This window comes from Parabacteroides goldsteinii DSM 19448 = WAL 12034 (genome assembly GCF_000969835.1).
GTDB classification, from domain to species: domain Bacteria; phylum Bacteroidota; class Bacteroidia; order Bacteroidales; family Tannerellaceae; genus Parabacteroides; species Parabacteroides goldsteinii.
Genome location: NZ_KQ033913.1, coordinates 1,707,151 through 1,722,982, shown reverse-complemented (window position 1 = coordinate 1,722,982; position 15,832 = coordinate 1,707,151). Strand labels below are relative to the sequence as shown.

Sequence of the window (15,832 nt, the reverse complement as noted above, 5' to 3'; positions counted from 1 at the left end):
GGTTTAAAATCATTTTCGTAAGCAAAGATAGTAAATAACCTTTTACTTTTGCTTCTGTAAAACAAATAACTTTGTTGCAGGCATGAAGAAACATAACTTTTTAGCATTTGACATAGGAGCCACAAGCGGGAGAGCCGTTTTGGTGTCATTAATGAATGGCAAATTTGAAATGCGGGAACTTCACCGCTTCCCTAATAACCTGTTGGAATTGCACGGGAAATATTATTGGAACATATATAATCTGTATGAGGAACTGAAGAAAAGTCTTTCCCTTTGTGCCCGGGAAGATATCCCGGTCGATTCGATCGGGATCGATACCTGGGGAGTCGATTTCGGTTATCTGGCTTCGGATGGTTCTTTACTGGGGTTGCCCAGGGCGTACCGCGATCCGTATACGGAAGGTGCATTGGAGGAATATTTCCGCCTGGTGCCGCGTGAGGAAGTCTACCGGCTGACCGGTATCCAGTTTATGAACTTTAATAGTCTCTTTCAGCTGTTCCGTGCCCGAAAGGAGGATTTTGCACCTTTGAAAAATGCTGAAGAAATACTTTTCATCCCTGACTTATTGTCTTATCTGTTAACGGGCAAGAAGGTGTGTGAATATACGGATGCTTCCACATCCCAGTTGCTTAATCCTGTTACGAAACAATTTGAACCTTCTTTGCTGGAGGCAGCAGGAGTTTCGCCGTCTATCGTGCGGCAGGTGGTGATGCCGGGAACGCTTGTCGGGGAACTGACGGATGCCCTGGCGGAGGAAACCGGCATTGGCAAGATACCCGTTATTGCTGTAGCGGGGCATGATACGGCTTCTGCCGTAGCTGCTGTTCCGGCCAGGGATGAGCATTTTGCTTATCTGAGTAGCGGGACCTGGAGCTTGATGGGGATTGAAACGGAAGAACCGATCATAACGGAAGAATCCTATAAGAATAACTTTACAAACGAAGGCGGTATCGAGGGAACAACCCGCTTCCTGAAAAATATTACCGGCATGTGGTTATTGGAACAATGCCGGAAAGAGTGGGAGAAGGCCGGGCGTGCTTATGCTTATTCTGAAATCGTGGAGCTGGCTGGGCAGGCTGTTCCCTTTGTACGCTTCGTCGATCCGGACGATCCCCGTTTTGCTAATCCGACGTGTATGACAAAGGCTATTGCCGGTTATTGTGAGGAGACAGGGCAGCCTGTTCCTGAAACGGATGCCGATTTTATCCGTTGCATCTTCGAGAGTCTTGCGCTCCGTTATAATGAGGTGATCCGGATGTTGAAGGGAATGGCGCCTTTCCTGATCGATCGGTTGCATGTGATTGGCGGAGGTTCGAAAAATAACCTGCTGAATCAGTTTACGGCGAATGCGATCGGCATGCCGGTGATTGCCGGCCCTTCGGAAGCAACGGCGATCGGGAATGGTATGGTACAGGCACGGTCTGCCGGTATCGTCTCCACCCGTTGGGAAATGAGGCAGTTGATAGCTGATTCTATTCAGACCGAAACATTCCTGCCGCAGGATGAGACTGTTTGGAAAGATGTTTACGACCGGTATTTACAGGTTGTAAAACGATAATAATTAAGATAAATAAAGACCAGTGTGATAGTAAAAGTCAGCTTGTTCCCGCGCTTGACGCGGGATCGCATGAGAACCAGTCATATGAATATCGAATCGATCAGGCCTGTTTTTATGCGTCCCCGCATCGGGTGCGGGGACAAGGGCTTTTATATATTTGGAGTAAAATAAAGTATTAACAATATCAATAATTAAAAAGCATACCATGAATACTGAAAAGAAAGTAAAAGAAGCATTTGATTTGGCAGCCGAACGTTTTGCTGCTGTAAACGTTGATGTAAACAGTGCACTTGAAAAGTTGCAGAAAATCAGTCTTTCACTCCATTGCTGGCAGGCAGATGACGTGACGGGATTCGAGAATCCGGACGGCTCGCTTTCGGGCGGCATACAGGTGACCGGTAATTATCCGGGCAAAGCGCGTAATATAGATGAAGTTCGCGCCGATATCCTGACAGCAAACTCTTTTATCCCGGGAACTCATCGCTTGAACCTGCATGAAATCTATGGCGATTTCGGAGGAAAGAAAGTGGACCGCGATGAAGTGGAACCTGCCCATTTCCAAAGTTGGATGGAGTGGGGGAAAGAGAACAATATGAAACTCGATTTCAACTCCACTTCTTTCTCACATCCTAAAAGCGGAAACCTGACGTTGGCTAATCCGGATGATTCGATCCGTAACTTCTGGATCGAACATACGAAACGCTGCCGTGCGATCAGTGAGGCGATGGGTGTTTACCAGAACGATCCTTGTATGATGAACCTCTGGATACATGATGGTTCCAAGGAAGTGCCGGCAAGCCGCATCAAATACCGCCAGTTGCTGAAAGATTCGCTGGACGAAATCTTTGCAACGGAGTATAAGAACATGAAGGATTGCATCGAAGCTAAATTGTTCGGTATCGGACTGGAAAGCTATACGGTCGGTTCTTACGATTTCTATCTGGGATATGGGGCTAAGAATAATAAAATCGTAACGCTGGATACCGGACATTTCCATCTGACGGAAAGTATTGCCGATAAGATCTCTTCCATGCTGTTGTTCACTCCTGAGATCATGCTTCATGTGAGCCGTCCGATCCGTTGGGACAGCGACCATGTGGTTGTATTGAGCGATGACCTGCTGGACCTTTCCCGTGAGATCATCCGTTGCAATGCATTGGATCGTGTACATATCGGACTGGATTATTTCGATGCTACGATCAACCGCATCGGAGCTTATGTGATCGGTTGCCGTGCCACACTGAAAGCGTTCCTGCAAGCCTTGCTTGAACCGTCTGCTACTTTGCAGCAATATGAATCGGAAGATAAACTGTTCCAGCGCCTGGCATTACAGGAAGAATTGAAAAGTCTTCCGTGGACTGCCGTATGGGATATGTACTGTTTGAAAAATAATGTTCCTGTAGGGGAAGATTACATTGCAGAAATAGAAAAATATGAAGCGGAAGTAACAAGCAAGCGCAAATGAATATACTGATAGGCTTACTGATTATCGCCATCGGCAGTCTGGGGCAAAGCAGTTCCTACGTGCCGATCAATAAGGTGAAAAACTGGAGTTGGGAGAGCTTCTGGCTGATCCAGGGTATTTTTGCCTGGCTCGTTTTTCCTTATCTGGGCGCACAACTCGCTATTCCGGAAGGAAATAGCCTGACTGAACTCTGGAGTGCCGGTGGAAGTACCGGCGCTGTAATCTACGGAATGCTGTGGGGCGTGGGAGGTCTGACATTCGGTCTTAGCATGCGTTATCTGGGAATAGCCCTGGGGCAGAGTATCGCTCTTGGTACCTGTGCCGGATTCGGTACGCTTTTTCCGGCAGTATTCGGGGGGACGGATTTGTTTCATGGCGACGGACTGATCCTTTTGCTGGGTGTTTGCGTAACGTTGGCTGGTATCGCAGTGATCGGTTATGCCGGTAGTCTGCGTGCCCGCAACATGACGGACGAGGAAAAGAAAGCGGCTGTGAAAGACTTTGCCCTGACGAAAGGTTTGCTGGTTGCATTGTTGGCGGGTGTGATGAGTGCCTGTTTTAATCTGGGCCTTGAATCCGGAACTCCGATACTGGAAAAAGCGAAAGCCTCCGGTGCAAGCGATTTGTTTGCTTTGAATCCGGTGATCCTGTTGGTAACAATGGGTGGCTTCCTGACGAATGCAGCCTATTGTATCTTTCAGAATATAAAAAATAAAACGGGGAAAGATTATTTCTCCGTTCCGGGTAAGATATTATTGAATAATGTTTTATTTTGTGCGCTGGCAGGAGTACTTTGGTATTCACAGTTCTTTGGATTGGGCATGGGAAAGAGCTATTTTTCTGACTCTCCGGTAATGCTTGCCTTTTCATGGAGTATCCTGATGTCGCTGAATGTCATATTCAGTAATGTTTGGGGAATCATATTGAATGAATGGAAAGGCGTTAGCAGGAAAACGATTATCGTATTAATTACCGGTATGGGAATACTGATATTCTCTTTGCTGTTACCGAGTTTATAGATGACTTTTCGGGAATACCCGAAGCAATTAATATAGAAAAAAAATGACAACAATTGGAAACAACAGCCTTTTGATGGCTGAAATTGGCCGTATCGCTGAGGTGGCTGGCTATCTCTGGACAAAAGGATGGGCCGAAAGAAATGGAGGAAATATATCTGTTAATCTAACCGGTTTACTGACACCGGAAGAAATGGCATTGCCGGCACTTGCTCCTGCTATTCAGTTGCAGGAAGCGATGACCGCCCTTGGAGGACATGTATTTTATGTGACCGGGACAGGCAAACGGATGCGGTATGTCGCACAGGACCCGTTCGCAAATGGTTCGCTGATCCGGATAGCACCGGACGGAAAAAGCTATGAGATCATTGCCGAACAACCTGTCGCCCCGACATCCGAACTGCCGTCTCACCTGATGATGCACAATTATCTCCGTTCGTTGGGACGTGATAACAAGGTCGTTTTGCATACGCATCCGACAGAACTGATCGGTATGACGCATTGTAAACCATTCCTCGATTCGCAGGTGATCACCCGGACGTTATGGGGCATGATCCCCGAATGCCGTATCATCGTACCGAAAGGTGTCGGTATTGTCCCTTATGAAATACCGGGAACGATCGAACTGGCGCATGCTACGATCAAACAACTGGAAAAACATGATGTTGTATTCTGGGAAAAACATGGAATCCTGGCGGTCGGTGAAGATCTGATCGAATGTTTTGACGCAATCGACACCTTGGCAAAATCTGCTCAAATCTATCTGAGTGCCCGCATGGCCGGCTATGAACCGGCAGGAATGACCGACCAGCAGTTGGATGATCTGGTTCCTGCTTTTGGGTTGTAGTTCCTGTAGCGTGTGAGGTTCAAAATTAGAAAGAAATGAGCTATCCCGTTCCCGTGTTTGATACGGGATCGCAAAGGCACAGACCGTATCCTATATGTATCTTTTGATATTGCTGGTTCTTCTGCGGCCCCGTGTCAAGCACGGGGACAAGATAGCTCATATCTGATAATAACTAAACCTGTCCATAGAAGCAAATTGATTCATTATTGATAATACCATGAAAAAGATACTTATACTTCTTACTCTTTTATGTTCCCTGCCGGTACTGGCCCAGCAACGCGACAGCCGGGTACGCGAATATCTTTCCCCGACGCGTATTGTCTGGCAACAACATAGCGAATTGATAAAAGATGGCGATAAACTGCTCCTGCCGGGTAACGGACAGGCAGAATTAACAGATCGTGCTCTTTGCAAGATGACCAGTACGTCAGAAGAGCATCCGGCCCTTTTGTTTGATTTCGGGAAAGAACTTCAGGGAGGCATTCAGATTGTGACCGGTGCTTTTTCCAATAAAAGCCCTATAAAGATGCGTGTCCGTTTCGGAGAATCCGTCAGTGAAGCCATGTGTGAAATTGATGGGAAGAACGGGGCCAGTAATGACCATGCAATACGTGATTTTGTTGTCACATTGCCCTGGTTGGGTGTGCTGGAAGTCGGTAATTCAGGTTTCCGTTTTGCCCGTATAGACCTGATGAGCGATTCTACGGAAGTTTCCTTGAAAGAAATCCGTGCTATTTCTACATTCCGTGATATCCCGTACAAAGGTTCTTTCCGAAGTAGTGACGAACGGCTGAATAAAATCTGGCAGACCGGTGCTTATACGGTTCATTTGAATATGCAGGAATATCTCTGGGACGGTATTAAGCGTGATCGTCTGGTCTGGTTGGGTGATATGCATCCGGAAGTGATGACCGTAAATACTGTTTTCGGTTATAACGAAGTCGTCCCAAAGAGCCTTGACTTGATCCGTGATGTAACGCCTCTTCCCGCTTGGATGAATGGCATCAGCGCCTATTCGATCTGGTGGTTGCTGATCCAGCGTGACTGGTATTATCACCATGGAGATGTGGCTTACCTGAAAGAGCAGCAAACTTATATGAGCGACCTTCTGCGCCTCCTGATTTCTAAAGTGGATGCAGACGGACGTGAGAAACTGGATGGATGGCGTTTCATGGACTGGCCGTCAAGTGAGAATCAGGTGGCGATCGATGCCGGTCTGCAATCGCTGGTTCTGATGGCTATGAGGGCAGGCGATGAATTATGTACAACACTTGGTGACGATGTGTTGGCATCCCAATGTCGTGAAACGGCGAAGAAAATGGAAAAGGCGGCTCCGAAGGTGATCAAGCCTTTGTTGAAATCTAAAATAGCACCGGATGCTCCGGGCTCAAAACAGGGTGCGGCTTTATTGGCCCTGGCTGGTTTGATGAAACCGGAAGAGGCAAACAGTAAATATCTGTCAGTAGGTGGGGCACGTGGATTCTCTACTTTCTACGGATATTATATGTTGCGTGCAATGGCTGCTGCCGGGAATTATCAGGGAGCGATCGATGTGATCCGCCAGTATTGGGGAGCGATGATCGACCTGGGTGCTACTACGTTCTGGGAAGATTTCAATATGGACTGGCTTCCGAATGCAGCACGTATCGACGAACTTGTGCCCGAAGGGAAAAAGGATATTCACGGTGATTATGGTGATTATTGCTATAAAGGTTTCCGTCATAGTTTGTGTCATGGCTGGGCTTCCGGTCCGACATCATGGCTGAGTGAATATGTATTGGGGGTTCAGGTGGTGGAACCGGGATGCCGCGCAGTCCGTATCACCCCGCATCTGGGCGATTTAAAATGGGTGGAAGGAACTTTCCCGACTCCGCAGGGTGTAATAACGATCCGTCACGAAAAAGGAGCGGACGGTAAAGTGAAAAGCGAAGTAAAGGCTCCGGACGGTGTGAAAGTCTATCTGGAGAATTAAATAAAATTGATAACCTGTAAAAGCGATCGTATTATGAAAAAGTATCTCTTATTGTGTGTATGCGCCGGATTTTTGGCTTCGGCAGAAGCTAAAACGAAAACGTACTGGAAAGCAAACTGGATAAATACGGAACAATGCCAGAGTGCGAGCAATACCTGGCTGGCCTATCGTAAAACGGTAACTTTGGCTGAAGTTCCCCGGACACTGGCCGCACATATTGCAGCCGACAGTAAATATTGGTTATGGATCAACGGTCGGATGGTGGTGTTTGAAGGAGGCTTGAAACGCGGTCCTTCTCCTTATGATACTTACTACGATTCGGTAGAGATTGCTCCTTACCTTACGTCGGGGGAAAATACGATCGCTGTTTTGGTGTGGCATTTTGGTAAGAACGGATTCAGTCATGTGAACAGTGGACTGGCAGCCTTGTTATTTGAGGCGATTGCTCCCGGCATAGAGATTGTATCCGATAAAAGCTGGAGTTGTAGGGTATATGATGCTTATCAGAATACCGGTGCTCCTTATCCGAACTATCGCCTGTCGGAAAGCAATATCCGTTTCGATGCCCGCAGAACATTAGAAGGATGGAACCAGCCTGGCTATAAGAATACGTTTCCCGGAGCCGAGATCGCTGCAGTGGTTGGTAAAGCGCCTTTGGGAAACCTGGTTGAACGTCCTATTCCGCTTTTTAAGGATTTTGGTTTAAAGGAGTATCCGGGTGTCCGCCGGTCGGAGAGAGGCGATACCCTGTTCTGCCGTTTACCTTACAACTGCCAGTTTACACCCTATCTGAAAGTGGAGTCGGCGGAAGGTGCGACAATCCATATGCAGACGGATAATTATCGGGGTGGAGGACCAGAAAATATCCGTGCCGAATATGTCACCCGCAACGGCATACAGGAGTATGAAAGTTACGGCTGGATGAGCGGTCATGAGATGTGGTATATTCTTCCCGAAGGAGTAAAAGTACTGGAAGTTAAGTATCGTGAAACCGGCTATGATACAGAGTTTGCCGGATCGTTTCAATGTAACGATTCTTTCCTGAACGAACTTTGGAAACGTTCTGCGAGAACATTATATATAACGATGCGTGACAATTATATGGATTGTCCCGAACGCGAACGTGCTCAATGGTGGGGAGACGAGGTGAACGAGTTGGGAGAGGCTTTCTATGCACTTTCTCCTTCTTCCCATAAACTGGCCGTTAAAGGCATTTATGAACTGATGAACTGGCAGCGTGCCGACGGCTCATTGTTTGCTCCTGTTCCTGCCGGTAACTGGTCGAAGGAGTTGCCTTTGCAGATGCTGGCTTCGGTGGGTTGGTATGGTTTCTATACACAGTATTATTATAGCGGAGACAGTACATTTATTCCGGTTATTTATGACCGCCTGCATCGTTATCTGCATGAAACATGGCAGGTCGATAAGAGTGGCCTGCCCATCGAACGCAGTGGTGAATGGAGTTGGGGTGACTGGGGCGAACAGATCGATATGGGGGTATTGACGAACTGCTGGTATTATCTGGCACTGAAAGCAGAAAAGGAATTTGCACTTCAACTGGGTAAGAAAGCAGATGCAGAAGAGATCACCCGTATGATGTATAGTATTGAGAAATGCTTTAATACGAAATTCTGGACCGGCACTGCATATCGTTCTCCGGGTTATCATGGCAAGGATGACGACCGTTCGCAGGCTATGGCCGTTCTATCCGGTTTGGCGACAAAAGACAAGTATCCCGCCATACTGAAGGTCTTGAAAAAAGAATATCATGCCAGTCCCTATATGGAAAAGTATGTATTGGAAGCACTTTTTCAGATGAATGCCCCGGAGGTTGCCTTGCAGAGGATGCGTGACCGGTATGCCGGTATGTTAAACTATAAGGATTATACAACCTTATTTGAGGGTTGGGGAGTCGGCGCTGAAGGTTTCGGAGGAGGTACGATCAACCATGCCTGGAGCGGAGGACCGCTGACGCTGCTGAGCCAGAAAGTGTGTGGTATTGAACCGACATCTCCCGGTTTCCGTACATTCCGCATAAAACCTCAGATGGGGTCTTTAACGGAAGCATCGGCATCAGTACCTACCCATTACGGAGATATAAAAGTGAAATTACGCAAGTCAGGACGTACTATATTAATGGAAATACAAGTTCCGGAACAGACGAGTGCAGAGGTCGTTTCTCCGAAAGGAAAGATACAGCAGATAGGCTCCGGAACCTATAATTTAAAGTGCCCCTTTTAATCGGGGCACTTTTTGTATTAATTCTGACGAATATATTTAAGGTTTATATATTGTTTAATAATCTCACATTATCTACTTTTGCGGCGGAGAATAAATGGTTATTAATCAATGGCAAAAAGAAAAGGCAAAGCAAAATCGCGGAAAAAGAAGAATCAGGGGGCATCTTTAGTTTCTGTAATCAGGCGTATATTTGTTCTTGCGGCCTTAGTGGTTATCTGTTTTATCGGCCTGTTATATGTGTTTAACTATTTCTATCCTACTTCCGGTAAGAAGCCTGTGGCGGTGGAACAGAAGAAGCAGCCTGCTGATCCTGTAAAGGAAAAACCGGCAGATAAAAAGCCTGCCATTGTTCCTCCTCGTCCGAAAACAACTACTTTTAAAGTTCCGGCAAATGCCGAAATCCCTAAATTGAAGGCTAAACGTTCCGAACAAGTGATCCGTCACGAAGGATATACCGTATCCTACAATTCAGATTATAAGATTGCGAACTGGGTAGCTTACGAGCTGACTGCCGAAGAGGCGAAAAGCAAAAAGACGGAACGTTCTAATAAATTCGTACCGGACCCGATGGTAAAAGGTGCGACAGCAACGAATGAAGACTATACCCGTACAGGTTACGACCGTGGCCATATGGCTCCTGCCGGTGACATGAAGTGGTCGGCAAAGGCAATGCGCGAATCATTTTATTTCAGTAATATCTGTCCGCAGAAACCGGCGCTGAACCGGGGTATCTGGAAAGAACTGGAAGAGCAGAGCCGTTTATGGGCGAAAGATTACGGATCTTTGCTGATTGCTACCGGTCCTGTAATTACGGACAATATGAAACGGATGGGAAAGAATCGAGTAGGTGTTCCTGGCGCGTTTTACAAAGTGATTTGTTATGTTTCGGGAAGCGAATATAAAGCAATTGCGTTCATTCTGGAAAATAAGGATTATAAAAAGACTTCTTTGAAGTCAATGGTGATACCTGTCGATAGTGTGGAAAAAGTAACGGGAATTGATTTCTTTCCGGCTGTTCCCGATGAACAGGAAAGGGTAATGGAAGCAAAAATAGATTGGGACAGTTGGTCCTTTTGACACTAGTAGTTTGTACGAGCAATATAGAAATAAAACAAGCAAATATAAGTAGCTGCCGTTCGGTTCCGAAGGAGCGGCGCAATTAGAACAATTAGTGGAAAATGAATGTTGTATAGCTATGACTTAACGCATAGTTTTATATGACTGTATGCAAGCATATATAATTAATAAGTAACTAAAATAACTAAATCAAGTTGTTATCATGAATGGTAAATTGATTCCCGTTTTTGTATTGACAGCATTGATGTCATGTAGCCAGCCTCCGGTAAAGGAACAGGGCCCTCGTCCGGTGAAGCTGGAAGAAGTGACATCTTTGGATATGGTAGAAAAATCATTTAGCGGTGTTGTATCGCCTGATCAATTTAGTGACCTGGCTTTTAAGATGTCCGGTCCGCTGATTTCATTAAATGTCGAAGAAGGACAGAAAGTACGTACAGGGCAAATCGTAGCCGAAATAGACCCACAGGATTTCAAATGGGATTATGAAGCCAAAAAGGCTTCTTTCCAGACAGCACAGGCGCAGTTGCAGCGTGCGGAAAGACTGCTGGCTAAACAGGCAATCTCTCAACAGGAGTATGAATCGACAAAGGCTGCTTATTCCAATGCACAGGCAGCATTCGAAAACTCACAGAATACCTTGGAGCAGACTAAGCTGCGTGCTCCTTTCGATGGCTTCATCCAAAAGAAATATGTAGAGAATTATCAGAAGGTACAGATGGGACAAGGTATTGTCTGCCTGATAAACCCGAACAAATTGCAGGTGCAGTTCACAATGCCTGAAACGAATATCACTTACTTCTCCACTCCCTACAGCATCTTTGTAGAGTTTGACAATTACAAAGGGACCCGCTTCAAAGCGAAAGTAAAAGAATATGTGGAAGCCTCGCCCGATGGTTCCGGCGTACCGGTATTCCTTTATATTGATGATCCCGAATTTAATCTGAACAAATATAAGGTAGCCGTAGGTTTCTCCTGTCGTGTAATCCTGAACATAGAGAGCAAGAGTTTCAATGAAGGGGCCGTGTTGATTCCGCTGTCTGCTATCGTTGCCGACGAACCGAACAGTGGTAATAAATATGTGTTCGTCTATAACCCGCAAACCTCGAAAGTGGAACGTCGTAAGATTACGGAAAAAGAACTGGTCGGCAAAGACGGTGTTGTCGTAACCGAAGGTTTGAAAGCCGGAGAGCAGATCGTTACTGCCGGAGTAACCCGCCTTGTCGACGGACAACAAGTAAAAGTATTAACAGATTAAGAGGATAAGCAATGAATATTCCAAAATATTCTTTAGAGAATTCGAAGATTATATACTTCTTCCTGGCTGTTATGCTGATAGGTGGTATATACTCTTTCTTTAAATTGCCGAAGAAGGAAGATGCTCCCTTTGTGATCAAGCAGGCTGTGCTTGTTACACAATATCCGGGTGCGACTCCTTTCGAGGTAGAAAAACTGGTCACCGAGCCAATCGAACGTGAGATCCAGTCTATGTCTGACGTGCTTCAGATCAAGTCTGAATCTTATTTCGGTATGTCTAAGATTTCGATTGAACTTCAGCCGACACTCGACCCTGACAACATGCCCGTTAAGTGGGATGAACTTCGCCGTAAGGTGGCGAATATCGAACCCCGCCTGCCGAGTGGCGCTTCTTCTATCTCAGTCAGCGATGATTTTGGAGACGTGTTTGGTATCTATTACGCTTTGAGTGCGGATGATGGTTATACCTATGATGAATTACGTGACTGGGCTCAGAAGATCAAGACGGAACTGTCTCCCGTTCCCGGTGTTCAGAAAGTATATCTGTTCGGTGAACAGACACAAGTTATTAATGTAAGGATTTCAGTTCCTAAACTGGCAAATCTTGGTATCGACCCGAACTCGATACAGCAAGTGTTGCAAACGCAAAACCTGCTGGTAAATACCGGAGATATCAATACGGGTAATTACCAGTTGCGTGTCCGGGCGGAAGGAACCTATAAGAATATCCAGGATATCCGCGACCAGTTGATCGTAACCAAAAGCGGTAGTGAAGTCCGTTTAGGAGATATTGCTATTGTGGAACGAGGGTATATGGATCCTCCTTCCAATCTGATGCGTGTGGATGGCAAACGTGCTATCGGTATCGGAGTTGCAACAGGTGCTAAAGATGACGTGGTGGCTGTCGGTAATGATGTAGCTGCCCACCTCCAGGAGATGGAACAATTGTTCCCTGTTGGAATGGACCTGAAAACGATCTATCCGGAAAACAAGATTGCAGACGAGGCAAACAATGGTTTTATCCTGAACCTGATCGAATCGTTGCTGATTGTAATTGTGGTGATCTTCCTGGTGATGGGATCACGTGCCGGTATGCTGGTGGGTAGTTCGCTGCTCTTCTCGGTGGGCGGTACTTTATTGCTTATGTTGATCTGGGGCGTCGGACTGAACCGTACTTCGCTGGCCGCCTTTATCATTGCGATGGGTATGCTGGTGGATAATGCGATAGTTGTAACCGATAATGCGCAGGTCGGTATCAAGCGGGGATTGTCCCGTTATCAGGCTCTGATCGATGGAGCGACCAAACCGCAATGGGCATTGCTGGGAGCTACCTTTATCGCTGTCTGTTCATTCCTGCCGATGTATCTGGCTCCGGCTTCAGTGGCCGAAATCGTTAAACCGTTGTTTATCGTATTGGCTGTTTCATTAGGTTTAAGTTGGGTACTGGCATTGACTCAGACAACAACTTTCGGTAACTTTATCCTGAAAGAGGCTAAACCGGGCGAGTCGAAGGATCCGTACGATACGAAACTGTATCATAAATTCGAAGGGGTGCTGGGGCGTCTGATCAAACGCAGATGGATAACTATTACTTCCGTGATTGCGACATTGTTCCTCTCCTTATTTATTATGAGTATCATGCCGCAGAGTTTCTTCCCGATCATGAACAAACCTTATTTCCGTGCCGACCTGATCTTCCCTGAAGGGTACAGTATTTACGACGTGGAGAAGAATGTTAAGCTGATCGAAGATTATCTGAGCAAGAACGAGAATATCAAGTCATATTCATTTACCCTGGGAGGTTCACCGGTTCGTTATTACCTGGCAAGTTCGTCGGTAGGTCCGAAACCTAACTTTGCCAATGTGCTGATTGAGACTAAAAAGGCGGAGGATGCACAGGCGGAAGAAGGTAAATTCTATGACTATATGGTGGCTAACTATCCTGATATCCTGACGCGTTCAGCCTTGTTCGCCTTGTCTCCGGTACCTGATGCCGCTATCGAGATCGGTTTTATCGGCGACAATGTGGATACACTGGTCGCTTTAACGGAACAAGTCAAAGAGATTGCCCGTCAGTACGACCAGGTGATGGAAGTGCGTGACAGCTGGGGGAATAAAGTACCGGTATGGAAACCGATGTACTCACAGGAAAAAGGTCTGCGCCTGGGTATTACCCGCCAGCAGGTTGCTTATTCCCTTCGTTCGGCAACGAATGGTGTACCATTGGGTGAATATCGTGAAGGCGATGTCTTCATGCCTATCCTGATGAAGGATGCCGACAGGGATTCTATGAACCTGAACGATATTAGAACATTGCCGGTTTACAGTGCCAAAGGACGTTCCGTCAAAGTTGAACAGGTTATCGACGATTTCTCTCTCGATTATGAATATAATGTAGTGAGACGTTACAACCGTCAGCCATACATGATGATGCAATGTGAACCGAAACGCGGCGCCAACACCATGGCTGCTTTCAGCCATCTTTGGACAGAAGCCCAGAAACAAATACAGGTTCCTGAAGGTTATAAGATGACTTATTTCGGAGAACAAAGCGAACAGGATAAAGGTAACAAAGCGATTGCCGCCAATATTCCGTTGATGTTCGGTCTGATCTATGTTACCCTGTTGTTCCTTTTCCCGAAATATTACCGTAAACCGGTGCTGATCATGGCTATGCTTCCGTTGATCTTCATCGGTGTGGTACTGGGATTACTGGTATTCGGCAAGTCGCTCGACTTCTTTGCGATGCTGGGATTATTGGGACTGATCGGTATGAATATAAAGAATGCGATTGTGCTTGTCGATGAGATAGGTTTGCAAATGGATAGCGGACTGGCTCCTGTCAATGCCGTTATCGAGGCAACTAAGACACGTATCGTTCCTGTAACGATGGCCTCGGGTACAACGATTCTGGGTATGCTTCCGTTGTTGGGAGACGCGATGTTTGCAGGTATGGCCGCAACGATCATGGGAGGTTTGTTTGTCTCAACCATCCTGACCATCTTCGTGCTTCCGGTTACCTATTGTATTTTCTTTAAGATTAAATCGGAATAAGATATGAAAAGTAAACTGATAATAGGTTGTATGTTACTGGGTGCCCTGTCTGCGAAAGCACAGGTGCAGCCCATTACGGCAGCCGAATACAAAGAAAAAGTACTTGAATACAGCCGTCAGATCAAGCAAAGTTCGGAAGAACGGATTGCAATGCAGCATGCTATCAAAGCTGCTAAAACAGCATTCTTCCCGGCTGTGGATTTCTCCGGAAGTTATCAATACCGTATAAATAAATACGAATTGGGAATGGGAGATGGCATACCCGGTATCGAAATGGACCATAATACGTATAGTCTTGGTGCCACAGTAAGCCAGCCTATTTACGCCGGCGGACAAATTTACAACAATTATAAGGCTGCCGAAATCCAGGGCCAGATCGCGACCGAGGCCGAAGAGTTGACGACCGATAACATCGTTTATGCTGCCGACATGAACTATTGGTCTGTTGCTGCCCGTAAAGGCATGTACGCTGTAATGACACAGTATGTCGATATTGTACAGGAACTGGCAAACGTGCTGACTCTCCGTTTTCAGGACGGACAGATCAGCAAGACCGACCTGTTGCAGGTACAGGCCCGTTTAAAGGAAGCCGAGTTGAATAAAAGTGCCGCTTATAAGGATTATCAGATTGCATTGCAGAATCTGAATGTCCTGATGGGTGTCCCTCCAATGGAGCCGATAACGATTACAGACTCTATTACGATGGTTTTACCGTTGCCTATGCAGGTCGGTGAATCGGCAGCACTGGAAAACCGGCCGGACTACCTGATCTCCAAACTGAACATCGAGTATCAGAAAAGACAGATCAACCTGTCAAAAGCAAAATATAATCCGACCCTGTCTGTCGGTTTTCAGGGCACATGGGGAACTCCTATGTTGAACGTAAAAGGCTCCGATAACTTATGGACACCGGCTGTCTTTGCATCTTTAAAGATTCCTTTGTTCCGTTGGGGTGCCCGTTTCAAGGAAGTAAATTCCCAAAAAGCCGTGCTGCGCAGTAAAGAGTATGCAATGGATAATACCCGCGACCAGATCACTCAGGAAGTGGCTAATGCATGGACAAGCCTGACAGAGAATACTAAACAGATCGATGTCGCTGAAGAGGCTTGTAAGATAGCAGAAGAGAATCTGGATCTGAATACATTCAGTTACAACGAAGGTAAGCTTCCTATTGTCGATGTCCTTTCTGCCCAGTTGTCATGGATACAGTCTTATAGCAGCCTGATCCAGACCTGGTACCAGCAAAAAGCATCATTGGCCCAGTATAATAAGGCTATTGGTATCCGACGGATGCAGTGACCTCTGGAAAATACATACTAAGTAAAATCTGTTTCTCCCTAGTGGAACA

The 15,832-nt window shown here is 46.3% G+C and carries 10 protein-coding genes; all 10 read left to right on the top strand.

Annotated features, from left to right (window positions below; genetic code table 11):
- Positions 1 to 82: 82 nt before the first annotated feature.
- Positions 83 to 1,558: a rhamnulokinase gene (locus HMPREF1535_RS20060; protein ID WP_046147274.1), complete on the top strand. Its 1,476-nt coding sequence runs from the start codon at positions 83 to 85 to the stop codon at positions 1,556 to 1,558.
- A gap of 205 nt (positions 1,559 to 1,763) precedes the next feature.
- Positions 1,764 to 3,023: an L-rhamnose isomerase gene (locus tag HMPREF1535_RS20055; protein WP_046147273.1), complete on the top strand. Its 1,260-nt coding sequence runs from the start codon at positions 1,764 to 1,766 to the stop codon at positions 3,021 to 3,023.
- Positions 3,020 to 4,042 (top strand): L-rhamnose/proton symporter RhaT, encoded by a 1,023-nt coding sequence (gene rhaT, locus HMPREF1535_RS20050; RefSeq protein WP_046147272.1) that lies wholly within the window; start codon positions 3,020 to 3,022, stop codon positions 4,040 to 4,042. The genes HMPREF1535_RS20055 and rhaT overlap by 4 nt, the downstream gene beginning before the upstream one ends.
- A 43-nt stretch (positions 4,043 to 4,085) precedes the next feature.
- The gene (rhaD, locus tag HMPREF1535_RS20045; RefSeq protein ID WP_046147271.1) at positions 4,086 to 4,886 is read left to right on the top strand and encodes a rhamnulose-1-phosphate aldolase; all 801 of its coding nucleotides are present in this window, start codon (positions 4,086 to 4,088) and stop codon (positions 4,884 to 4,886) included.
- A 217-nt stretch (positions 4,887 to 5,103) separates the two neighbouring features.
- Positions 5,104 to 6,858, top strand: coding sequence for an alpha-L-rhamnosidase-related protein (locus HMPREF1535_RS20040; RefSeq protein WP_010802882.1), 1,755 nt, complete (start codon positions 5,104 to 5,106; stop codon positions 6,856 to 6,858).
- Between the two features lie 33 nt (positions 6,859 to 6,891).
- Positions 6,892 to 9,099 (top strand): alpha-L-rhamnosidase-related protein, encoded by a 2,208-nt coding sequence (locus HMPREF1535_RS20035; protein WP_046147270.1) that lies wholly within the window; start codon positions 6,892 to 6,894, stop codon positions 9,097 to 9,099.
- 108 nt (positions 9,100 to 9,207) lie between these two features.
- Entirely contained in the window at positions 9,208 to 10,176 is a 969-nt protein-coding gene (locus HMPREF1535_RS20030) for a DNA/RNA non-specific endonuclease (RefSeq protein ID WP_010802884.1), read from the top strand.
- 202 nt (positions 10,177 to 10,378) lie between these two features.
- The gene (locus HMPREF1535_RS20025; protein ID WP_010802885.1) at positions 10,379 to 11,431 is read left to right on the top strand and encodes an efflux RND transporter periplasmic adaptor subunit; all 1,053 of its coding nucleotides are present in this window, start codon (positions 10,379 to 10,381) and stop codon (positions 11,429 to 11,431) included.
- A gap of 11 nt (positions 11,432 to 11,442) precedes the next feature.
- Positions 11,443 to 14,484 carry an efflux RND transporter permease subunit gene (locus tag HMPREF1535_RS20020; protein WP_046147269.1) on the top strand — a complete coding sequence of 1,014 codons (3,042 nt, stop codon included), beginning with the start codon at positions 11,443 to 11,445 and terminating at the stop codon, positions 14,482 to 14,484.
- A gap of 3 nt (positions 14,485 to 14,487) precedes the next feature.
- Complete coding sequence (locus tag HMPREF1535_RS20015) at positions 14,488 to 15,783, top strand: TolC family protein (protein WP_007656176.1); 1,296 nt, start codon at positions 14,488 to 14,490, stop codon at positions 15,781 to 15,783.
- Positions 15,784 to 15,832: the final 49 nt, after the last annotated feature.

Excerpts from the sequence above, each read along its gene's own strand:
- HMPREF1535_RS20060 (WP_046147274.1), top strand. The coding sequence starts at position 83 with ATGAAGAAACATAACTTTTTAGCATTTGACATAGGAGCCACAAGCGGG.
- HMPREF1535_RS20055 (WP_046147273.1), top strand. The coding sequence starts at position 1,764 with ATGAATACTGAAAAGAAAGTAAAAGAAGCATTTGATTTGGCAGCCGAA.
- rhaT (WP_046147272.1), top strand. The coding sequence starts at position 3,020 with ATGAATATACTGATAGGCTTACTGATTATCGCCATCGGCAGTCTGGGG.
- rhaD (WP_046147271.1), top strand. The coding sequence starts at position 4,086 with ATGACAACAATTGGAAACAACAGCCTTTTGATGGCTGAAATTGGCCGT.
- HMPREF1535_RS20040 (WP_010802882.1), top strand. The coding sequence starts at position 5,104 with ATGAAAAAGATACTTATACTTCTTACTCTTTTATGTTCCCTGCCGGTA.
- HMPREF1535_RS20035 (WP_046147270.1), top strand. The coding sequence starts at position 6,892 with ATGAAAAAGTATCTCTTATTGTGTGTATGCGCCGGATTTTTGGCTTCG.
- HMPREF1535_RS20030 (WP_010802884.1), top strand. The coding sequence starts at position 9,208 with ATGGCAAAAAGAAAAGGCAAAGCAAAATCGCGGAAAAAGAAGAATCAG.
- HMPREF1535_RS20025 (WP_010802885.1), top strand. The coding sequence starts at position 10,379 with ATGAATGGTAAATTGATTCCCGTTTTTGTATTGACAGCATTGATGTCA.
- HMPREF1535_RS20020 (WP_046147269.1), top strand. The coding sequence starts at position 11,443 with ATGAATATTCCAAAATATTCTTTAGAGAATTCGAAGATTATATACTTC.
- HMPREF1535_RS20015 (WP_007656176.1), top strand. The coding sequence starts at position 14,488 with ATGAAAAGTAAACTGATAATAGGTTGTATGTTACTGGGTGCCCTGTCT.